Here is a 21,277-nt window from a genome sequence, read left to right on the forward strand (position 1 = left end):
TCCGTTTCTTCCAGAAGAATAGGGATAAAACGTAGGGCGATCGACATCATCATAGCAATATCATGTACTGGTACATGAAGCTTATTCAGAGGGCGGAGCAGACGCTCCAGGCCATCAGTCAGCTGGTTAGGTGTCGTCGTCAGTGTCATAATAGAAGAACCGATCACCAGATAAACCAGTCGGATTGCCATAGTACCTGCCAGCACCAGACCTTCCTTTGTTATCTTAATAAATCCCAGCTTCCATACCACCTCACCAGGGGTAAGAATCATATTAAAAAATATGGTGATCAGAAGCAACATGAAAATGGTCTTCAGACCTTTAAAAATAAACTTCACCGGAACCTTTGACAACAGGATCATTCCTGCAAGAAATATAGTAGCCACTGCATATCCTGCGAAGGTGTGAAACAAAAATACAGATACAATAAATCCAATGGTTCCTACCAGTTTGGTTCTTGGATCCAGCTTGTGAATCACGGAATCTGCCGGATAATACTGTCCAATGGTAATATCTCTGATCATTCGTTTCTGCCTCCCTTCTTAAGAAGTGAAGGCTTCTGCTTCTTTAAAGCTTCCAGAATCGTATCCCTGGCTTCCTCCACAGTGGTAGCTGTGGTATCCACATTCAGGCCATTTTCGGAAAGCGCATGCATGATATAGGTGATCTGCGGTGCCGCAAGTCCCATTCCTTCCAGTTCCTTATAATGGGAAAATACATTCTTCGGTGTATCGTCAAATACCATTTCCCCATGATTCATAACGATCAGGCGTTCCACATATTTGGCAATGTCCTCCATGCTGTGAGAAACCAGGATAATGGTAATCCCTCTCATCTTATGAAGAGCCGCAATCTGATCCAGAATGTCATCTCTTCCCTGTGGGTCGAGCCCTGCAGTAGGCTCATCCAGAATCAGGATCTTCGGGTTCATTGCAAGAACACCTGCAATGGCAACTCGTTTCTTCTGACCTCCTGAAAGCTCGAAAGGAGATTTGGTAAAATTCTCTTCCTTCACACCTACGTGGGCAAGGGCCTTTTTTGCCTCTTCCTCAGCCTGCTCCCTGGAAAGTCCCTGGTTCATAGGACCAAAGCAAACATCTGCCAGAACTGTATTCTCAAACAGCTGGTGCTCCGGGTACTGGAATACCAGCCCCACCTCACTACGAAGAGCCCGGCGGTTATAATTCTCCGCCCACACGTCTTCTCCATTATATAGGATCTGACCGCTTGTAGGCTGGATCAAAGCATTAAAATGCTGGATCAAGGTTGATTTTCCGCTTCCAGTATGACCGATCACACCAATGAACTGTCCATCCGGAATTACAAGATTTATATCTTTCAGGGCGTGGCTTTCATAAGCAGTACCCTGACTGTAAGTATAGGTCACGTTCTTAAGCTCTATCGACATAATGCACCCACCAATTCCTCTTTCGTCAGTATTCCTTCCGGAATGTCCACGCCAGCCTTGTGAAGCTCATGGGCGAGCAATGTCACCTGGGGTACATCCAGCCGGTATTTCTTCAGTGTCTCTACCTGGGAAAAAATTTCTCTTGGAGTTCCCTGCATTACCACATTTCCACCATCCATCACATAAACCTTGTTGGCATGGATCACTTCTTCCATATAATGGGTAATGAGGACAACGGTTACATTTTCTTTTTTATTGAGCTCGGAAACGGCTTTCAATACTTCTTTCCTGCCATTCGGGTCAAGCATTGCAGTTGGCTCGTCCAGTACAATACAGCTTGGACGCATCGCCACAACACCTGCGATGGCAACTCTTTGTTTCTGGCCTCCGGAAAGCTTGTTCGGAGACTGATAACGGTAAGCGGTCATTCCTGTCTTTTTCAGACTGTCATCCACACGCTTCCAGATTTCGTCTGTAGGTACTCCCATATTCTCAGGACCAAAGCCTACATCCTCTTCCACAACCGTACCAATGATCTGGTTGTCCGGATTCTGAAAAACCATCCCCGCTTTCTGGCGGATTTTCCACAGCTCCGGCTCCTTGGCTGTGTCCATATCATCCACCCACATGGTTCCCTCTGAAGGGATAAGCAATGCATTTATCTGCTTCGCCAATGTGGATTTTCCGGAACCATTGTGCCCCAGAACGGCCACAAAATCGCCGGCTTCAATGTCCAGGTTTACATCATTGACAGCACGCTGCGTTGCTTCCACATTGCCGTCCTCATCATACTTGAGATAGTCAAATCCCAGCTTGAATGCCTTGATAATTCCCATATTCTTTTTCCTCGTCTGTCAGGCCTTCAGCTCGTCCGTAGCTGCCGGAACTGCACCGGTCAACTCGTCCATTAACGCCCAGATTTCATCTTTTCCCTGCTTTGTCTCAGCGGAAAAAGGAATGATCTTACTGCCCGGGCGCAGCTTCAGTCCGTCCTTGATAGCCTTAATATTCTTCTGTACCTGACTTCTTTTCAGCTTATCCAGCTTGGTTGCAATAATGATCGGATTGTATCCGTTATTTACGATCCAGTCATACATCAGCTTATCGTTTGCAGATGGATCGTGCCGGATGTCGATCAGGAGAAATACTGCTTTCAGGGTCTGTGAGGTATGAAGATAACGCTCGATCATCTTTCCCCACTTCGCCTTCTCAGTCTCCGGAACCTTGGCATATCCATAACCTGGAAGATCCACAAGGTACATAAAATCATTTACATTATAAAAATTGATAGTCTGTGTTTTTCCCGGCTGGGAACTTGTTCTTGCCAGCGCTTTTCGGTTCAGCAGACCGTTAATGAGGGAGGATTTTCCCACATTGGATTTCCCTGCAAAAGCAATTTCAGGTCTTCCTGTGTCTGGCAGTTTGCTGGTGATACCACAAACGATATCCAGTGAAACATTTTTAATTACCATTTTTCCTACCTCTCATTTCAGGCAAGTGCCCGTTCCAGCACTTCATTCATATTTTCCACAAACGTAATCTTCAGTCCGTCTGTGATCTCCTCATCCAGTTCTTTGATATCCGGTTTATTGGACTTTGGAACCAGTACTTCTTTAATCTTGGCGTACTTAGCTGCAAGAAGCTTCTCTTTCAGTCCGCCGATTGGAAGTACACGACCTCTTAAGGTGATCTCACCAGTCATGGCAAGATCCGCTCTTACCGGCTTGTCAATAATGGCAGAAAGCATTGCAGTTGCCATGGTAATTCCGGCTGACGGACCGTCCTTTGGCACTGCCCCTTCCGGAATATGTACGTGAATGTCATTTTCCTGGAAAAATTCCTGATTGATTCCATATCTGGCTGCTACAGAACGGATGTAGCTGATACCCGCTGTTGCAGACTCTTTCATCACGTCTCCAAGCTGTCCGGTAAGCACAAATTCCCCTTTACCCGGCATAATATTTACTTCGATTTGAAGGGTATCGCCGCCTACCTGCGTCCAGGCAAGACCTCTTGCAATACCAACCTCATCCTTTTTATTCGCCATCAGGTAATTGTATTTCTCCTGCCCCAGAAAGCTCTCAAGGTTCTTGCCTGTGACCGTTACCTTCTCTTTGCCATCTTCCATGATCAGACGTGCTGTCTTACGACAGATCTGACCGATCAGACGCTCCAGATTTCGGACACCAGCTTCTTTCGTATAATTATTGATAATTTTTCGAAGAGCGCCGCCCTGAATGGAAAGTTTGCCTTTCTCAATTCCATTGGCTTCCATTTGCTTGGGAATCAGATGCTCCTTTGCAATGTGCTCTTTCTCATTCTCTGTATAACCGCTGATCTCAATGACCTCCATTCGGTCAAGAAGCGGTCTTGGGATTCCCTGAATATCGTTGGCTGTTGCAATAAACAACACCTCTGAAAGATCCTGGGGAAGCTCCACATAATGGTCATTGAAATGACTGTTCTGCTCCGGATCCAACACCTCAAGAAGCGCAGAAGAAGTATCTCCCTTGTAATCACTGCTTGTCTTGTCAATTTCGTCCAGAAGCATAAGCGGATTGGCAACCTTTGCCTGCTGAAGGGCAACGGTAATCCTTCCCGGCATAGCACCCACATAAGTCTTTCTATGGCCGCGGATCTCAGCTTCATCCTTCACACCACCAAGGCAAATACGGACATAACGTTTGCCAGTGGCTTCTGCAACAGATTTGGCAATAGAAGTCTTACCGGTTCCAGGAGGTCCCACAAGGCAAAGTATAGGAGATTTTCCTTTATGTGTCAGCTTACGTACAGACAGAAATTCCATAATACGCTCTTTTACATCTTTCAGACCATAATGACCTTCTTCAAGAATCTTCCAGGCTGCCTTCAGGTCTTCAGAATCTTCAGAGCACTTATCCCACGGAAGGGAAAGAAGTGTCTCAATATATCCCCGCAGAATGCTGCTCTCAGCGGCATTGGTGCTGGTGATTTTAAAGCGGCCGATTTCTTTGAAAATGCGATCCTTTACTTCCTGGGAAGCAGTAAGCTCTTTGGCTTTTCTGCGGAACTCCTCAGCCTCATCAGCAGTATTGTCCTCGCCAAGCTCCTCCCGTATCAGTTTCAGCTGTTCTCTCAAAATATATTCACGCTGGTTTTTATCTACACGCTTTTTCAGTTTCTGCTGAAGGTCGTGGCTGATATCCAGCACATTGATCTCATTGCTCAAAATGGCACCAAGAAGCTCATATCTGTCTGTCAGTCTGGCTGCCTCCAGAAGTTTCTGTTTGCTCTGCCAGGAAAGAGGCAGATTAATTACGATCTGGTCGATCAGCTCCGGTGCTTTCTCTATATTCATGATCTGGGCAGCCAGTTCTTTTCCAATCTTTCCACCCTTAGCGCAATAAGTTTGGAACAGCTCCCTGATACTTCTGTACATTGCCTCCAGCATCGCCTGAGGCAGCTCCTCTTCTTCCTCATTAACAAGAACAGTCTCTGCTCTTAAATATGGTGTCTCCTGTTCCAGGCCAAGAAGTTCTGCCCTTCTTTTTCCCTCAACAAGAACACGCAGCAGGTTGTCAGGAAGTTTCACAACCTGCTTAATATATGCAATAGTTCCTACCTGAAACAGCTGTACAAATCCAGGATCTTCAATCTGGGGATCCTTCTGGGTTACCAGAAAGATCTTCTGATCCTGAAACATTGCCGCTTCGATTGCCTTTTTGGAACGTTCCCTGCTTACATCGAAATGGATGATCATTCCCGGAAGAATGGTAGTTCCGCGAAGGGCAAGGGCAGGAAGTACATTGATTGGCTCACTCATTTGTAGTCAAATCCCTTCATCAGGCTGTTTCCGGAGTGCCCTTTTTGTGTGCACGCTGGCTTCTTCTGCCTGTATTTGCCGGATTCACCGGCTGTGCAGGAGCTTCCCCATGAACGATCTGAGGTTCACCAGTTCCCTCTACAGCTTCTTTTGTAATAATGCATTTACGAATGGTGTCGTCAGACGGAGTCTTATACATCAGATCCATAAGAGTGCTCTCCATGATCGCACGAAGTCCTCTGGCTCCGGTTTTACGTTCCATGGACTTTCTCGCCATAACACGAAGTGCTTCATCCTCAAAATCAAGCTCTACTCCATCAAGTTCAAACAGTTTATGGTACTGCTTGGTCAGTGCGTTCTTCGGCTCCTGAAGGATGCGAAGAAGTGCGTTCTCATCAAGTCCGTCTAAGGTTACCACTACAGGCACACGTCCTACAAACTCCGGAATCAGTCCATAACGGATCAGATCCTCAGGCATTACCTGCTTGAACAGTTCACCAACATTCTGTTCCTCTTTGGAAGCAACTTCTGCGCCAAAGCCAATTGCCTTGGTATCCTGTCTTCCCTCAATGATCTTCTCCAGACCGTCAAAGGCACCGCCGCAGATAAACAGAATATTTGTAGTATCGATCTGGATGAATTCCTGATGGGGATGCTTTCTTCCACCCTGAGGAGGAACACTTGCAACAGTGCCTTCCAGAATTTTCAGAAGTGCCTGCTGTACACCCTCTCCAGAAACGTCACGAGTGATAGAAACATTCTCGGATTTACGTGTGATCTTGTCGATCTCATCTATATAAATAATTCCGTACTGCGCTCTGTCAATATCATAATCAGCAGCCTGAATGATCTTCAGAAGAATATTCTCAACATCTTCACCTACATATCCTGCCTCTGTCAGGGTAGTGGCGTCTGCAATGGCAAACGGTACATTCAGAAGTCTTGCCAGTGTCTGGGCAAGAAGTGTCTTACCGGAACCAGTTGGTCCAAGCATAAGGATGTTGCTCTTCTGAAGCTCTACATCCAGATTTCTGGAAGCAGTAACACGTTTGTAATGATTGTATACAGCAACAGAAAGTGCTTTCTTGGCCTCATCCTGTCCGATTACATAGTCGTCCAGAATTGCATGGATTTCCTCTGGTTTCATCAGATTGATCTCAGATCCAAGAATATCTTCCTGATCGTATCCTCCAAATTCTTCCTCCATGATCTCCGAGCAGATACCTACACACTCATCGCAGATGTAGGCCCCATCTGGTCCGGCGATTAATTTGCGGACCTGATCCTCGGTTTTCTGGCAAAAGGAACATCTTACTTTTCCTTCTCTTATCTTCTCAGCCATGAATCTTTAACTTTTCCTTTCTTTTAAATAAAGCAACCTTATTCAGAGCTATTCTGAAAAAAGTTTTCTTTATTTCTTAAAATTTGGAATTATTCTGTAAAATATACCTATTTTACAAAATTATCCCGTTTTACAAGATAAGACTCCTGTTAGTTCAGGAGTCTTTTCTTACAGTAGCATGCAAAAGAAAACTCCGGCTATTATCCAGGGGGATTTCTTTTGTTTTCAGTTTAGGCGGGAAAGTTTATACTGGAAATACACAAATATACTACATCTTCATCAGTGTACACTCGGTTATCCAGTTACAGTTTTTCCCTATTTGTGGGTTACAACACCATCGATCAGACCATAAGCCAATGCTTCCTCTGCGGACATGTAATTGTCACGGTCTGTATCTTTCTCTACTACCTCAAGAGGCTGTCCGGTGTTTGCAGCCAGAATTTCATTTAATGTTCTCTTTGTCTTGGCAATGTGATCTGCCACGATCTGGATCTCAGTAGCCTGTCCCTGGGCTCCGCCAGATGGCTGATGGATCATGATCGTAGAATTCGGCAGTGCAAATCTCTTACCTTTTGTACCACCAGCAAGAAGGAATGCTCCCATGCTGGCAGCCATTCCCAGACAAATAGTGGAAACATCGCACTTGATATACTGCATGGTATCATAGATAGCCATACCAGCTGTCACGGAACCACCCGGGCTGTTGATATAAAGCTGAATATCCTTTCCAGGATCCTCTGCTTCCAGAAAAAGCAACTCAGCAACTACCAGACTGGCACTTACATCGTTTACTTCCTCTCCCAGGAAAATGATTCTGTCCTTCAGAAGCCTTGAATAGATGTCGTAGCTTCTCTCCCCTCTGCTTGTCTGCTCAATGACATAAGGCACTAAACTCATATATTCCCTCTTTTCTTATCAGATGCGCTCCCCTAGATCTGCATTATAATGCGCCAGAGAGCGCTTTCATAACAAAATAAATTTTCCCTCTTGGGATGTGCAGTTATCTGCCTGCTGATTATTCAGCGTCTGCTGCTTTCTCAACTTCAACTGCTGCATCAGCGATAACAGTAACAGCCTTCTGAACAGCCATATCTTTCTTCATCTGCTCAAGTCCGCTCTCACCGATAGCTTCTCTGATCTTGTCAGCTTCCATCTTGTAAGCATCTGCCATCTTCTGGATCTCTTCTGTGATCTCTTCTTCAGATGGCTGGATGTTCTCAGCCTCAGCTACTTTCTCAAGAACCAGTCTTGTCTGGATTCTCTTGAGAGCCTGTGGCTTCATGTCTTCCATCATCTTGTCCATGCTCTGGCCTGTGAACTGGAAGTACTGCTCCATGGATAATCCCTGCTGCTGCATTCTTCTGGAGAAATCGTCCATCATCTGACGGCACTCAGTCTTTGTCATAAGCTCCGGAATATCCATCTGTGCATTCTCGATTGCTTTATCTACTGCAGCGTTCTCTTTTGCAGTTCTTGCTTCTTTCTCTTTCTTCTCTGTCAGTTTCTTCTTAACATCTTCTTTGTACTCAGCAAGAGTATCAAATTCAGATACGTCTTTCGCAAACTCATCGTCAAGCTCCGGAACCTCTTTGGTCTCGATCTTCTTAACGTCACACTGGAATACAGCTTCCTTGCCAGCAAGCTCTTTTGCCTGATATTCCTCTGGGAAAGTAACCTTAACTTCTACATGGTCACCAGTGTTTGCTCCAACAAGCTGATCCTCGAATCCCGGGATAAATGTACCGGAACCAAGTGTAAGTGCGTAGTCAGTTCCTTTACCGCCTTCAAATGCAACACCATCAACAAATCCCTCGAAATCGATTGTTGTGATATCGCCGTTTGCAGCTGCACGATCCTCAACTGCAACTGTTCTTGCATTCTTATCCTGCTCTTTCTTAACCTCAGCGTCAACTTCCTCGTCTGTTACAGTGATCTCAGACTTCGGAACCTCTACACCCTTGTAATCTCCAAGAGTAACCTCTGGTTTCACAGCTACATCAGCTGTGAAGATAAGAGCTTTACCTGGCTCCATCTGTGTAACATTGATCTCCGGCTGGGAAACGATCTCAAGATCGCACTCGCCAAGAGCTTTTGTATACTCCTGTGGTACAAGAGAATTAACAGCGTCTTCCATGAATACACCCTTGCCATACATGCTCTCGATCATCTTTCTCGGAGCTTTTCCTTTACGGAATCCTGGAAGGCTGATTCTGCTTTTCTGTTTCTGGTAAGCTTTCTCCATTGCTTTGTCTAAATCTTCAGCGGAAACTTCGATGGTAAGCTTCGCCATGTTTTTCTCTAATTTCTCCACCTGTAAACTCATTTTCGTGTTCCTCCTTAATATTCTCAGGTAAAATGTCAGGTCCAATGCATTGACATTGTCCATTTCTTAATAATGATACCGCAGATGATAACCGGAAAGTCCAAAACAGGTTCCTGTCACTGCGATCCTTCTGCGGTTATAAATGCGCAGGGTTTCCCCCTATTATTACAGTCATTGTAGAAGTATAGCACAACCAAATTAAAAACGCCAGTGTTTTTTATGGTTTTCCCTGTTATTCCTAAAAAATTAGGGTTTTTTATAATATTTTTTACTTATAAACTACGGATTCTGCAATCTGGTCTGCTTTTTCCTGTCCAAGGAGCTGGGAAATCAGGGAAAGGGAAAAGTCAATTGCAGTTCCAAGTCCACGGCTTGTAGTAATGTTTCCATCAATTACAACCTTTTCTTCAGACTTCACAGCATCTCCAAGACCGTCCATGCAGGCCGGGTATGCAGTGGCCTTCTTTCCATGTAAAAGTCCGATTTCTGCAAAAACAGTAGGTGCCGCGCAGATGGCTGCGATCTTACCTCCATTATTATAGAAGCTTTTAACCAGATCGGTAAGTGGCTCGAATCCTCCAAGATAAGTGGTTCCAGGTTGTCCGCCCGGGAGAACCAGCATGTCTGCGTCGGAGAAATCCGCCTCACGGAAGGTGGTATCGGTCAGCATGGTAATTCCATGGGCTGTGGTGATCTGTTTGGTGTTTTTAATAGAAACGGTTGTAATAGTGATTCCTGCTCTTCGCATAAGATCAACTACAGTTAAGCCTTCAATGTCTTCAAAACCGTCGGCGAGGAAGATGTATACTTTTTTGCTCATAGTGGAACCTCCTGATTCATTTTCACAATTATTTACTTATAGTTACTGCTCACTGGTAATATTCCGCGAGGTGTTTTTTGTAGGCAAAGCTCACATTTTCTTTCCTTTATCAGCAGCTCCCTGCAATGCTTCAAACACAGCACTGCGGAAACCATTTTTTTCCAGGATACGCACACCCTCAATGGTCGTTCCTGCCGGGGAGCATACCATATCCTTCAGTTCTCCCGGATGCATGCCTGTCTCCAGAAGCAGCTTCGCACTTCCAAGTACAGCCTGGGCAGCAAACTGATAGGCCTGTTTTCTTGGCATTCCCTGTGCCACAGCGGCATCTGCCATTGCTTCAATAAACATAAATACATAAGCCGGAGAGCACCCACTGACTGCGCTGACTGCGTCCATCAGCCTTTCTGGTACCACCTCTGTGCGACCGAAGCTGTTTGTAATGGCAAGAATCTGATCCAGATCCTCTTCTGTTACCCGATCATTGACACAGGCACCTGTCATTCCTGCCCCTACCTGTGCCGGGGTATTCGGCATAAGACGTACCACCTTTAACGGCTGCTCACATTTTTCTTCCAGCCATGCAAGAGTTTTACCGGGCGCAATTCCTACGATCATATGCTGTGGTGTCAGGAAATTTTTAATTTCACCGATTACCTCCTCATAGAATTGAGGCTTTACTGCTAATATAACAATATTTGCATTTTTCACAACTTCACAATTATCCAGAGTTGTCACAACTCCAAGTTTTTCCTGACTTCTTCTACTTCCTTCTTCTGTGAGATTTGAAACAATAATCTCATTTTTTTCAAACACACCATTTTTCAGGATTCCGCCGATCATTGCAGAACCCATATTTCCACATCCGATAAATCCGATTTTCATATCTTCTGCTCCTTTCATGTAGGTCGTTGTTTAGAGCGTGTTTGAAAAAGGCTTTCTGCAAGATGTGCGTCACGATTTGTGGGAGATTTTGCCCGGATGAGGGCGCCGTAGCGGGCTACGGCAACCGAATTCGGGCAAAATATACCGCAAAGTGGGGCGTGCAGATTGCGGGAATGATTTTTCAAACAGGCTCTAGTTAAGGTTCATTATAAAATAAAAATTTTATCTCTTTTTCCCTTTACTTAAGGTACTGTTGTGATACTCTGTGGAATACGTCACATCCTCCCCGAACCACTTTGGCGGCTGGTAAGCGTGGGCGGCTTCTTCGGTGGGGAATTCCACTTCTGCCAGGAGAAGACCTTCGTAGGGGGCTTTGAATACGTCCAGTTCAATGGATAAACCGTCTTTCTCAGGAATCACATAACGTACCTTGGAGATCACGATTCCGTCTGCTTTGGGTTTTAAGTGCTCATAAGCTTCTTTTGTCAGCGGCAGATTGTATTCCTCTCTTGCCAGCAGTCCCTTTGATTTATAAGTCAGATAGTAATTGTCATTAGATTTGCGGATCCGCACTACCGGCTCTGTGCACAGATAGCCCTGCTCAATTACCTTGCTTGGATACTGCTCCAGGTTTTCCGGAAGGTTTTCTCTCTTAATGAGAAACTTTCTCTCAATTTCCAACTTAGTTTCCTCCTCATGTTTTTTATGAAAAGCACGAACTTTTCAGCTCTCCGTATATACAAAATTGAGGGCAAACACCCTTGCCCTCAATTTTACTCTTCTACCTTTTTTTATGCAACAACTGATTAAATATTAAATTTATTCCATTTTCTCTTCCAACGGATCCGGGGTCCAGTTTTTCCTTCCGAATCTGGTCGCCAGAGTCAGCATTTCCTTCTGCAATTCTTTGCTGAACTGTCCTTCTTTCAGGCGCCACTTCCAGTTTGTTCCCAGAGTGGATGGCTGATTAATGCGGGCTGAATTATCAAGCTGCAGATAATCCTGAATCGGAATAATACATCTTCCGGCTACACTTCCCATAACCAGACGGATCATATTCCGGCAGATGCCTTTCTCATCATCGTGGAAGTTCCACAGATATTCCCGAACCATATGACGCTCCTCAGGAGTAATATCCCCATACCAGCCAAGCAGTGTCTCATTGTCGTGGGTTCCGGTATAAACCACACAGTTATTTGTGTAGTTATGAGGCAGATAATCACTGGCATTTCCAGTATCCCGCTCATCAAAGGCAAACTCGATTACCTTCATGTTTGGATAACCACTCTCCTCCACAAGACGCTTCACAGAATCAGTCATGAAACCAAGGTCCTCAGCAATAATGTCCTTGTGTCCCAACCGATAGGAAACGGTACGGAAAAGATCCATTCCAGGTCCTTTTTCCCACCAGCCGCGTTTTGCATCCTTATCACCATATGGAATCGCATAATATTCATCAAATCCACGGAAATGATCAATGCGGACAACATCATACATATTAAAGCAATGTGCCAGACGTTTGATCCACCACTCGAATCCGGTATTTTTATGCACATCCCATCTGTACAGCGGATTCCCCCACAACTGTCCTGTAGCAGAAAATCCATCTGGCGGACATCCGGCTACCTGTGTAGGCTCGTTATTTTCATCCAGTTTGAAAAGTCCTGGATTTGCCCAGGTATCTGCGCTGTCCATGGCAACATAGATCGGAATATCTCCGATAATACGAATTCCTCTTCTGTTTGCATACGCTTTCAGTTTCGCCCACTGTTCATAAAATTTGAACTGCATATACTCCTGGAATTCAATTTCAAAATACAGTTCTTTTCTGTAATAATCCAGTGCATTATTCCAGCGAAGACGGATGTCCTCCGCCCATTCTGTCCACGGAATTCCCTCAAAACGATCCTTCACCGCCATAAAAAGTGCATAATCGCCAAGCCAATGCGCCTGCTCCTGCTGGAATCTTACAAAGTCAGGATTTTTGGAAATATCGCTTCTCTCATAGGCTTTACGAAGAAGTTTGTATCGTCCTTTGTAAATTTTCTCATAATCCACATCATCTTCCCTGGAACCGAAATCCACAGCATCACACTCTTTTTCCGTAAGCACTCCCTCTTCGATCAGGTCTTCCAGACTGATAAAATAAGGATTTCCTGCAAAGGTGGAAAAAGACTGATAAGGTGAATCACCGTAGCTGGTTGGTCCAAGGGGCAGAATCTGCCAACAGCCCTGTCCGGCTGCCTTCAACTGATCCACAAACTCATAGGCACTTTTTGAAAAACATCCAATTCCGTATTTTGAAGGCAGACTACTGATTGGAAGCAGCACGCCACATTCTCTCTGATTTCCCATTTTTTCCTCCCTGTTCAAAAGCATCATACTTTAGCATATATTGTTACACTTATTACAGTTTAACATACATGTTTATATCATGCCACAATTCATGTACTTAAATCAATATCATTTTTTCAAGAAATATAGTGTTTTTTCTAATAATAATGATATTTCTTTTTATTCTTCACCAGACAGGACACAGAACCGGTCAATCCCAGAGCTTCTGCCATATGCGTTTTCTCTCCTTTTTGCTTTCCCGATCTGTAAAGCAGCACAAAAAATCCGAAATCGGACCTTTTTTAATAGATTTAGTCCGATTTCGGATTATGATCAAGACATAGAAACAAACTGCTTACATGCATTCAGCTTAGATTTAGCAAACCAAATTTTATACATGTAAGCTATATTGTACCTTTCGCTTATTTAATAAATAGTTATTTAATAGCAGGCAATTTTACGCTGTTCGACTTCCTCTTGTACCAGCCATTCTGGTACTGGTATCAAATTCACGAAGTCTCCGTTTGGATTCCTCGCTTAAATTTCTCGGTACCTGAACCTGGACGGTTACGTACAGATCACCGTAGACTCCAGCTTTTCCCATTGCCTGGATACCTTTTCCTTTCAGACGGATCTTGCTGCCAGACTGTGTGCCTTCCGGGATACGGCACATTACCTGGCCATTCAGGGTCTGGACTTTTGCCTCACCGCCCAGAGCAGCTGTGATGAACGGCACATTTACGGTGGTGTAAACGTCGGTGCCTTTTCGCTCAAAGCCAGGGCGCTCGCCTACATGAACCTTCAGAAGAAGATCCCCTGCGGGAGCACCTCCGTAACCTGGATTTCCTTTGCCTCTCAGACGGATACTCTTGCCGTTGTCAATTCCGGCAGGAATGTGAACTTTCAGAGTCTGTTTTCCACTGCCGTCTGCACCAGAAAGATTAATCAGCTTGTCGCAACCAAATGCTGCCTCGTTGAAGCTGATGGAAATTTCTGCGTTCAGGTCCTGGCCTTTCTGCTGGTGACTGCCACTAAAGCCGCTATTGCAGCTGTTTCCAAAGCCATCTCCATAACCGGTACCATCAAAACCTCCACTGCCGAAACTACCATTAAATCCGCTTCTAAAAGAGCCGTTTTCAAAACCAGAGTGACCAAAACCGCTTCCTCCAAATCCGTGTGCGGAACCAGCCTTTTCAGAATTGCTTCCTCCTCCGAAGCCTCCTCCAAACAGATTCTTCAGAATATCGTCCATGTCACCACCTTCGAAATGAAATTCCTGATAGCTGCCATCCGGACTTCTATAAGCACCGCTATGACTATTTCCAAAACCGCCAAAGCCACTGAATCCAGAGCCGTCAAAGCCGCCGTTTCTATTAAAGCCACCTTCACCATATCCGGCACCGCCAGCACCTTCTTCAAATGCTGCATGACCGAACTGATCATAGAGTTTTTTCTTCTCAGGGTCACTGAGCACATTATATGCTTCTGTGACTTCCTTAAACTTTTCTTCAGCATCCGGATTTCCCGCGTTTGAATCCGGATGGTATTTCTTTGCCATCTTACGATAAGCTTTCTTTATAGCATCTTTATCCGCGCTGCGACTGATTCCCAGCACTTCATAATAATCTCTCTTTGCTCCCATACTGGTCACCTCTGACTCCTCATATTGCGAAATAAATTCATTACTGCCCACAGCTTTCATCCATATACTTTGTAATATATTTTCTGAATACAGTAATGTCAATTTATTGTAACTATTCAGTATCTACAAATTCCCCGGAATCTCTTCCGGGGAATGCTGTTGTCCATCTCCCGAACATCCACGGGAAATAACTTTATTTTTGTTCTATTTGTAATATAACATTCATTCTTTTAAAAGTCAAGGTATGGAACATAATTTCATATTTTTTTCACATTAGAGCGTGTTTGAAAAATCATTCCCGCAATCTGCACGCCCCACTTTGCGGTATATTTTGCCTGAATTCAGTTGCCGTAGCCCGCTACGGCGCCTTCATCCGGACAAAATCTCCCACAAATTGTGACGCACATCTTGCAGAAAGCCTTTTTCAAACACGCTCTAGACTTTTTCAAACAGGCTTTAGAGTATTTTCAAGTCATATTTCATCTTCTTAAAATGCGTTTTCTATGGTATAATAATGATACTTTACTATTTTCAGGAGATCTAAAATGAAAAAGAAACAATTAAATCTCACCTCCGGTCCTATTTTACGGACTTTGTCTGAGCTGGCACTGCCAATCATGGCTTCTTCCTTCCTGTCTACCGCCTACAACATTACAGATATGGCATGGATAGGAATGCTGGGCTCTAAAGCAGTGGCGGGTGTGGGCGTGGGAGGTATGTACGTCTGGCTCTCCCAGGGACTTTCTTCCCTGGCAAGAATGGGAGGACAGGTAAACATGGCGCATTCCCTTGGAAGAGGTGATCAGAAGGCTGCCGCAGGCTTTGCACAGGCAGCTCTGCAGCTTACCATACTATTCTCTCTTTTTGTTACATTGATCAGTATATTATTTACGAATCCGCTGCTGCAGTTCTTTGCATTAAATGATGCAGAAACTTACAACAGTGCCAGAATTTATATGCGGATTACCTGCGGACTAATCCTGTTTTCCTTCCTTTCCCAGGTGCTGACAGGTCTTTTCACAGCCCAGGGCGATTCCAAAACACCATTGAAGGCAAACTTCTTTGGTCTGATACTGAATATGATCCTTGATCCGCTTCTTGTTCTTGGTGTAGGACCATTTCCCAGATTAGAAGTTGTAGGAGCAGCAGTTGCAACTGTTACTGCACAGATTATAGTTCTGCTGATCCTTGTTACAGAAATTCTCCGTGACCACGGTGAAGCCAATGTACTACACAAAATCCGTCTGCTTTCACGACCGGATATTGCCTGTTTAAAAGGAGTCTTTCGCATTGGAACCCCCACTGCGCTTCAAGGAAGCCTTTACTGTATCATCTCCATGATACTCACCCGAATGGTTTCCGGATTCGGGGACGGTGCTATTGCCGTACAGCGTGTAGGCGGACAGATTGAGTCCCTTTCCTGGAACACAGCTGATGGTTTTGGCTCCGCCCTGAACGCTTTCATGGGGCAGAACTACGGAGCAGGAAAAAAAGACCGAATCAAATCAGGATACCATATTTCCATTCGGCTTCTGATATGCTGGGCTGCACTGATCACTATTGCCTTTGTATTTTTCCCGCGGCAGATTTCTGTGCTCTTTTTCCACGAGGAGGAAGTTATCCGTCTTTCCGTTGATTACCTGCGAATCATCGGATTTTCCGAAATTTTTCTCAGCGTGGAAATGATGACTGTGGGTGCCCTGTCTGGTCTTGGACGGACACAGCTTTGCAGTCTGATCAGCGTTGGCCTGACTGTTATACGAATCCCCCTTGCACTGGTTCTGTCAAACACTGCACTGGGACTGAATGGAATCTGGTGGGCACTGACACTTTCCACCGTTTCAAAGGGAATTATTTTTTATTTTGTGTTCCAGTATATTTGCGAACATAGTTTGTTAAGAACTACAAATAGATAAAAAAGATCCGACAGATGGTATTTTCATACCTGTTCTGTCGGATTTTTTTATAATTAAGTTTTACACTTCTGAAATTATTTTTCAGAAACAACCACCTTCATTGCATTCTTTTTCTCTCTGCTCAGGAAACAGGATACGATTTCCAGCACCAGCATGATAACCATAACCACCGCTGTCACAATAATATAACCGATCACACCAGAAGAACCGAACATGGAAATTCCGTTCAAGGCATCTGCAAAAGTGTTGATACTGTTTACGATCATTTTTCCAATGGAAAGTGTAATAAACACAACTGCAATCAGATTGAAAATATCCGCAATCACATAATCTGCAAATACGTAAATCCCACAGCACATAATGGCCAGTACAAGATAAAAATCAACAGCTTTATTAAACTCATTTACACGGTTTGCGTTGATACTGTAATAAATAATGCAGAACAGGCCGAGCAGAATATTTAATGCATTAAAAATGCCGCTGATTCTTTTTCCTAATATCTTATCTTTGATATTCATTATGCATTTTCTCCTCTCTTTTTACTCCAAACCAGCATTTCCAGATAGTAAAGTACAATAAACAGTATAGTAATTGTTCCAAATCCAATTGTTGCCGCTTTCAAAGCTGTTTTCCACCATGGAGTAATATGTACTACATGAGAGGTTTCATCCAGTCCATTAATCAGGATAGAATGAACCTGTGCATAAACATTGTGCTTGGTTGCATTACGCAGAGTCTGAAGCATGTAACCGTCACCATTTTCGATGGCTTCCGTAACCATGTCTTTACTGAGCACTACAGAAGAATCATCGGAAGCTCCGAATCCTGCCATATCCCAGCACCAGTAGTCAAGTCCTGCTGTAATGTTAGAAGTATAATGTTTCTTGTAATCCATATTTACAACCGCATCAGAAGTAACATGTCCTTTGTAAGCCCATTCTCCTCTCATAACAGTTGTAAGAAGTGCTGAGGAACTTCCGCAGTAAGTGCAGCCGATTCTGTTAAATGCTGTCATACAACCCATTGCGCCGCCTTTTGTATAGGCTCCCTCAAAAGCTCGCAGATACTGCTCACGAAGAGCCTGTTCATTGGTAAAGGTTGCCGCACTCTCACGATGTGCTTCCTGGTCGTTTACAACCATGTGTTTATAGCCAAGGATAATTCCATATTTCTGAACGTTTTCAGCAACAACAGTTCCTACCAGATATCCCATGTTTCCATCTTCAGAATAGTAAGCAGAAGCTCGTCCGTTAAACTGTGTACGATGGCAGTTCGGGCCGCCAGACCAGATTTCTGTTGCGCCCATAAAATAAGCTTCATTTGCAGTCATGCTGCTTCGTTTCGCAACATCATCTTTATTCCAGGTGCAGGTCATAACAACGGTGGAAGGCCATACAATACCGGATTTTCCAGTAAGTTTGAAAGTTACCTGCTCCAAACAGTCCATATCATCCCCACGGTAGGTAGACGGCATTGCAATACTCTCAACTAGTACAGAACCGTTCTGGTCAGGGAGAATAGAAGCCATTTCTTCTACCGTGAGCTGGTCAAGGAATTTATCCCATGTGGCATCGTCATCGTAATCTACATCTTTCATTGCAACAAAGTTAATGCCAGCATCTACTCCCTGGGTAAAATCATCTACAGATGGTGCATCTTCTGGTTCTGTATAAAGATCACCATTTAAAGTTTTCATCATATCCTCAGTTGCAGTTACAGAAACCTGCTCTGCTGGATATGTTCCCTCCCAGTCACTTCTGGAAAGATAAGTTACAGTGTCTGTTCCAAGGTTATTTAAATTGGCATCGTCGAACTGGTTTGTTACTTCCATATCAGAATAGCGGGACATTTTATAGGACTCTGTATCCAGTTTTGCATTGTTCCAGGAGTATGCTTTCTCTGCATCTCCTTTAGCCTTCTCGCCCAATGCATCTGTCATTCCCTTGGCACCTTTTGCAGCAAGAATATTGTTCAGGGCATCGTGTGCATCATCGCCGATGGCAAAGTAATAATCGCCTTCGCTTAAAATATAGCCTTTGGCATTGGTGTAATCGTAGCTTGCAAGGAGATATCTTTCTACTGGAATTTCCAGTGTCTCAGAAGCACCTGGCGCCAGGATATCTGTCTTATCAAAGCCCACAACCTGGACTGCAGATTTCTCCACATTGTTCTCTTTTTCATAATCCCCATATGGGGTCTGTGCATAGACTTCTGCAACAGATTTTCCAGCTACATCACCAGTATTTGTCACGGTAACTTTTACGTTGTAAGTATCTGTTGTTTCGTCATACTCTACACCATCAAGGGTCTGGGAAAAGGTTGTGTAGGAAAGTCCATAGCCAAATGGATAAGCGATTTCGTCATTATAATTCCATGCTTTTCCAGTTGAGGAACCAACTATACTGTCTGCATTTCCGTTTCCAAGTACGGTATCCTCATAACGGGTTTCATAATATTTATATCCTACATAAATATCCTCTGCATAGATCAGATAGTTGGAAACATACTGATCGCTGTCTGAACAATATTCCAGAACCTCATCCAGATTCGCCCACTCTGGCGTATTTTTCATCTGTGCATAGGTGATAGCCGGAGCTGACAGGGAATTTTTCGCATAGGTATCAACCAGTTTTCCAGATGGGTTCGCCTCTCCTTGAAGCAGATTTACAACACCTGTAAATCCAACAATACCAGGGGAACCAATCCATAGGCATGCATCCACATCATAATCATCCAGGTCTCCAAGCTCCATAGCCCAGTTAGAATTTACAAGAAGAATAATTTTCTTAAATACGCCCTGCTCTTTCTGTTCTTTCAGCATATTCAAAAGATCTTTTTCGTCCTGATGAAGAGCCAGCTGACTGATTCCCTCTGGATCTTCAAGAAGAAGGTCACAATCCTCACTTGCCTGTCTTGTAAGCATAACAACAGCTGCATCATTATACTGATCCTGCCAGCTATTTTTCAGATTTTCTGTGTAAAAATCTGCTGGTGCTTCTCCAATCTGCGGATCGTCAACAGATTTTACACGCATATAACCGCTCTCCTGATAAGCCTTTACCATTGTCTGATTAACATCATAAACGGACTCCATTGCTCCAAGATAAGTTACCAGTTCCTGGGTAGAATTAGCCGTAGAATGATAACTGTAAAAAAGTCCTGAGTAGGATTGCGGACCGCCAAAACCTGTACTTCCAGCTACACTTTCCGTACTCTCAATAGAATTTTGTCCAAAAAGTGTAATGCTGCTTCCAGCCGCCAGTGGAAGTGCATTGTTGTCATTTTTCAAAAGAACAGAACCTTCTTCCTGTTCTGCAACTGCCTGTGCTGCCGCATCATCCTCCAGCTGCTGCAGCTTATCTCCATCATAAATATCAGTTCCATAATCGCTTTTATAATAATCTGTATCAACATCTAAGCCTTCATCCGAAACTGTCTTTGTAGTTTCAATGCCAAGCACTGTGTTTAGTCTGCCCTCATAGGCCTCTGCCACAGGAGTTCCTATGGACACAACTGTAAGCAGACAAGCTGAAACAGCACCCAGACCACGGGTGATTTCCTTCTTGATTTTCATATGTTTCCTCCCATTTGATCAACAATAAATATTGTTTTTTGCTTTTTATGACCGCGCGTTCATCATGGTCAGGAGCTTAACACATACTCAAAAAGGATATTTTAAGATTTCGTAACAGGCATTCCAGATTTCGTAATTTGCACTTTATTTTGCGACAGGTATAATAATCGTCAGGCTGAACATGTGATTTTCCGCTGTAATATCCATACTTCCATTATATTTTTCCACACATTTTCGCACACTTTTCAACCCATATCCGTGACCATCATGTGCATTTTTTGTAGTCACAGGAAGCCCTTCTGAAAAGTTTATTTTCTCGTTTTCCATATAATTCTGTATCTGAATAAGGAGCAGATTTCCCTTGGTCCAAATAGATGTGGAAATCACTTTTTTCTCTTCGTCAGAAACCATAAGTACACTCTCAATTGCGTTGTCAATTACATTTCCAAGAATAGTATATAAATCCACAGCAGATATAAAATCCATTTTCTTCCCGTCTGCCACACAGGTTAATTCTATGTTATTTTTCATGCATACCAGTCTTTTCTGGGACAGCAAAGTATCCAGAACTTTACTTCCGGTTTCCACTTGGGAATCATAAGACTGGATAGTTTTACACACCTGATCATAGTATGCTTTTTGCTGTTCTTCATCTGAGAAAAGCTTCAGTGGCTCCAGCTGTTTTTTTAGATCATGGCAGATCAGATTGATCCGCTCCACATCATCCTGTCTCAGCCGGAACAATTCCTTTTGTTTCAGCCGAACCTGTTTTTCCAGATCCTGCTCTCTCTGTTTATTCAATTTATTTTTGTAATCCATCTGTTCCCATAATACAAACAGACAACAAATCAGATCGTATGCTTTACATAGGTAATAGAGATTATTTTCTTCTGCATTAAACATGGTATCCGCTGCAATACTAAGCCCCAGAGCGAGCATGATAATAAGGAAAAACGACATCATAGAGAAACGAATATCCACATCATAATGTCCATTTTCAGGTAATTTTCTTCCGATAAACCAGTACAGCAAAAGTGCAATGCACACTGCACACACAATATATGCCGGTGCATAAACCGGTATTCCATGAACTGGTCGAAACAAAATCAGATATACACAATAGCTGATATGCTGTACTGCATAGGCACATGTAACGCTATACAAAGCCTCTTTCCAGGAAATTTCGTATGCAAAATAACTGCTGAATACAAACAAGGTAAACTGCATGATG

The 21,277-nt window shown here is 43.8% G+C and carries 18 protein-coding genes and 3 pseudogenes; 3 read left to right on the forward strand and 18 right to left on the reverse strand.

The annotated features are described in order from the left end of the window. The 11 genes from AB5642_RS15745 to AB5642_RS15795 form a co-directional block, all read right to left on the reverse strand. Positions 1–524, reverse strand: a 524-nt coding sequence (locus AB5642_RS15745) for an energy-coupling factor transporter transmembrane protein EcfT (RefSeq protein WP_368371744.1), incomplete at its 3' end; no start/stop codon positions are given. Then, complete coding sequence (locus AB5642_RS15750; protein ID WP_173719371.1) at positions 521–1,408, reverse strand: energy-coupling factor transporter ATPase; 888 nt, start codon at positions 1,406–1,408, stop codon at positions 521–523. The genes AB5642_RS15745 and AB5642_RS15750, both read right to left, overlap by 4 nt. Then, positions 1,399–2,244 (reverse strand): energy-coupling factor transporter ATPase, encoded by an 846-nt coding sequence (locus AB5642_RS15755; RefSeq protein ID WP_118582720.1) that lies wholly within the window; start codon positions 2,242–2,244, stop codon positions 1,399–1,401. Before AB5642_RS15755 ends, AB5642_RS15750 begins: the two co-directional genes overlap by 10 nt. Positions 2,245–2,262: 18 nt before the next feature. After that, positions 2,263–2,880: a ribosome biogenesis GTP-binding protein YihA/YsxC gene (gene yihA / locus AB5642_RS15760; protein WP_118582717.1), complete on the reverse strand. Its 618-nt coding sequence runs from the start codon at positions 2,878–2,880 to the stop codon at positions 2,263–2,265. A 17-nt stretch (positions 2,881–2,897) separates the two neighbouring features. Continuing rightward, complete coding sequence (lon, locus tag AB5642_RS15765) at positions 2,898–5,210, reverse strand: endopeptidase La (protein ID WP_118582714.1); 2,313 nt, start codon at positions 5,208–5,210, stop codon at positions 2,898–2,900. 19 nt (positions 5,211–5,229) lie between these two features. Then, on the reverse strand, positions 5,230–6,552 hold the full coding sequence (clpX, locus tag AB5642_RS15770) for an ATP-dependent Clp protease ATP-binding subunit ClpX (RefSeq protein WP_118582711.1): 1,323 nt from the start codon (positions 6,550–6,552) through the stop codon (positions 5,230–5,232). Between the two features lie 315 nt (positions 6,553–6,867). Next, positions 6,868–7,449: an ATP-dependent Clp endopeptidase proteolytic subunit ClpP gene (gene clpP / locus AB5642_RS15775; RefSeq protein ID WP_118582708.1), complete on the reverse strand. Its 582-nt coding sequence runs from the start codon at positions 7,447–7,449 to the stop codon at positions 6,868–6,870. Between the two features lie 118 nt (positions 7,450–7,567). Further along, complete coding sequence (gene tig, locus AB5642_RS15780; protein ID WP_118582705.1) at positions 7,568–8,875, reverse strand: trigger factor; 1,308 nt, start codon at positions 8,873–8,875, stop codon at positions 7,568–7,570. A gap of 268 nt (positions 8,876–9,143) precedes the next feature. Further along, positions 9,144–9,695, reverse strand: coding sequence for a DJ-1 family glyoxalase III (locus AB5642_RS15785; protein ID WP_173719368.1), 552 nt, complete (start codon positions 9,693–9,695; stop codon positions 9,144–9,146). Between the two features lie 90 nt (positions 9,696–9,785). Then, on the reverse strand, positions 9,786–10,580 hold the full coding sequence (gene proC / locus AB5642_RS15790; RefSeq protein WP_173719367.1) for a pyrroline-5-carboxylate reductase: 795 nt from the start codon (positions 10,578–10,580) through the stop codon (positions 9,786–9,788). A gap of 14 nt (positions 10,581–10,594) precedes the next feature. Next, entirely contained in the window at positions 10,595–10,723 is a 129-nt protein-coding gene (locus AB5642_RS15795) for a DUF6783 domain-containing protein (RefSeq protein ID WP_308768464.1), read from the reverse strand. Between AB5642_RS15795 and AB5642_RS15800 the strand changes: the two are divergent. Further along, positions 10,682–10,780 (forward strand): annotated as a pseudogene (locus AB5642_RS15800) (DUF6783 domain-containing protein); the annotation flags it as partial. The gene AB5642_RS15795 and the pseudogene AB5642_RS15800 sit on opposite strands and share 42 nt — an antisense overlap. A gap of 22 nt (positions 10,781–10,802) precedes the next feature. Here the strand turns inward: AB5642_RS15800 and AB5642_RS15805 are convergent. The 4 genes and pseudogenes from AB5642_RS15805 to AB5642_RS15820 form a co-directional block, all read right to left on the reverse strand. Beyond that, positions 10,803–11,261, reverse strand: coding sequence for a CYTH domain-containing protein (locus AB5642_RS15805; protein WP_173719366.1), 459 nt, complete (start codon positions 11,259–11,261; stop codon positions 10,803–10,805). A gap of 138 nt (positions 11,262–11,399) precedes the next feature. After that, positions 11,400–12,935, reverse strand: a complete 1,536-nt coding sequence (gene malQ / locus AB5642_RS15810; protein WP_173719365.1) for a 4-alpha-glucanotransferase — start codon at positions 12,933–12,935, stop codon at positions 11,400–11,402. A 436-nt stretch (positions 12,936–13,371) separates the two neighbouring features. Then, positions 13,372–14,556: a DnaJ C-terminal domain-containing protein gene (locus AB5642_RS15815; RefSeq protein ID WP_173719364.1), complete on the reverse strand. Its 1,185-nt coding sequence runs from the start codon at positions 14,554–14,556 to the stop codon at positions 13,372–13,374. 257 nt (positions 14,557–14,813) lie between these two features. Then, positions 14,814–14,963 (reverse strand): annotated as a pseudogene (locus AB5642_RS15820) (DUF6783 domain-containing protein). On the opposite strand from AB5642_RS15820, the pseudogene AB5642_RS15825 reads away from it, so the two are divergent. After that, a pseudogene (locus tag AB5642_RS15825) lies at positions 14,901–15,047 on the forward strand (DUF6783 domain-containing protein); the annotation flags it as partial. The pseudogenes AB5642_RS15820 and AB5642_RS15825 overlap by 63 nt on opposite strands. 54 nt (positions 15,048–15,101) lie before the next feature. Beyond that, positions 15,102–16,472 carry an MATE family efflux transporter gene (locus AB5642_RS15830; protein ID WP_173770254.1) on the forward strand — a complete coding sequence of 457 codons (1,371 nt, stop codon included), beginning with the start codon at positions 15,102–15,104 and terminating at the stop codon, positions 16,470–16,472. Positions 16,473–16,546: 74 nt separating this feature from the next. On the opposite strand, the gene AB5642_RS15835 is transcribed toward AB5642_RS15830, so the two are convergent. The 3 genes from AB5642_RS15835 to AB5642_RS15845 all read right to left on the reverse strand — a co-directional run bounded on the left by AB5642_RS15835 (position 16,547) and on the right by AB5642_RS15845 (position 21,210). Continuing rightward, positions 16,547–16,990 carry a hypothetical protein gene (locus AB5642_RS15835; RefSeq protein ID WP_173719362.1) on the reverse strand — a complete coding sequence of 148 codons (444 nt, stop codon included), beginning with the start codon at positions 16,988–16,990 and terminating at the stop codon, positions 16,547–16,549. Further along, on the reverse strand, positions 16,990–20,046 hold the full coding sequence (locus AB5642_RS15840) for a glycoside hydrolase family 3 C-terminal domain-containing protein (protein ID WP_368371745.1): 3,057 nt from the start codon (positions 20,044–20,046) through the stop codon (positions 16,990–16,992). The genes AB5642_RS15835 and AB5642_RS15840 overlap by 1 nt, the downstream gene beginning before the upstream one ends. Before the next feature lie 144 nt (positions 20,047–20,190). Further along, entirely contained in the window at positions 20,191–21,210 is a 1,020-nt protein-coding gene (locus AB5642_RS15845; protein ID WP_173736261.1) for an ATP-binding protein, read from the reverse strand. Positions 21,211–21,277: the final 67 nt, after the last annotated feature.

The organism is Ruminococcus sp. 1001136sp1_2201st1_G3_2201SCRN_220225, from assembly GCF_040924365.1.
Classification (GTDB): domain Bacteria; phylum Bacillota; class Clostridia; order Lachnospirales; family Lachnospiraceae; genus Blautia_A; species Blautia_A faecis.

Bases quoted from the DNA above. Each gene is read 5' to 3' on its own strand.
- AB5642_RS15750 (WP_173719371.1), bottom strand. From the start codon at position 1,408: ATGTCGATAGAGCTTAAGAACGTGACCTATACTTACAGTCAGGGTACT.
- AB5642_RS15755 (WP_118582720.1), bottom strand. From the start codon at position 2,244: ATGGGAATTATCAAGGCATTCAAGCTGGGATTTGACTATCTCAAGTAT.
- yihA (WP_118582717.1), bottom strand. From the start codon at position 2,880: ATGGTAATTAAAAATGTTTCACTGGATATCGTTTGTGGTATCACCAGC.
- lon (WP_118582714.1), bottom strand. From the start codon at position 5,210: ATGAGTGAGCCAATCAATGTACTTCCTGCCCTTGCCCTTCGCGGAACT.
- clpX (WP_118582711.1), bottom strand. From the start codon at position 6,552: ATGGCTGAGAAGATAAGAGAAGGAAAAGTAAGATGTTCCTTTTGCCAG.
- clpP (WP_118582708.1), bottom strand. From the start codon at position 7,449: ATGAGTTTAGTGCCTTATGTCATTGAGCAGACAAGCAGAGGGGAGAGA.
- tig (WP_118582705.1), bottom strand. From the start codon at position 8,875: ATGAGTTTACAGGTGGAGAAATTAGAGAAAAACATGGCGAAGCTTACC.
- AB5642_RS15785 (WP_173719368.1), bottom strand. From the start codon at position 9,695: ATGAGCAAAAAAGTATACATCTTCCTCGCCGACGGTTTTGAAGACATT.
- proC (WP_173719367.1), bottom strand. From the start codon at position 10,580: ATGAAAATCGGATTTATCGGATGTGGAAATATGGGTTCTGCAATGATC.
- malQ (WP_173719365.1), bottom strand. From the start codon at position 12,935: ATGGGAAATCAGAGAGAATGTGGCGTGCTGCTTCCAATCAGTAGTCTG.
- AB5642_RS15815 (WP_173719364.1), bottom strand. From the start codon at position 14,556: ATGGGAGCAAAGAGAGATTATTATGAAGTGCTGGGAATCAGTCGCAGC.
- AB5642_RS15830 (WP_173770254.1), top strand. From the start codon at position 15,102: ATGAAAAAGAAACAATTAAATCTCACCTCCGGTCCTATTTTACGGACT.
- AB5642_RS15835 (WP_173719362.1), bottom strand. From the start codon at position 16,990: ATGAATATCAAAGATAAGATATTAGGAAAAAGAATCAGCGGCATTTTT.
- AB5642_RS15840 (WP_368371745.1), bottom strand. From the start codon at position 20,046: ATGAAAATCAAGAAGGAAATCACCCGTGGTCTGGGTGCTGTTTCAGCT.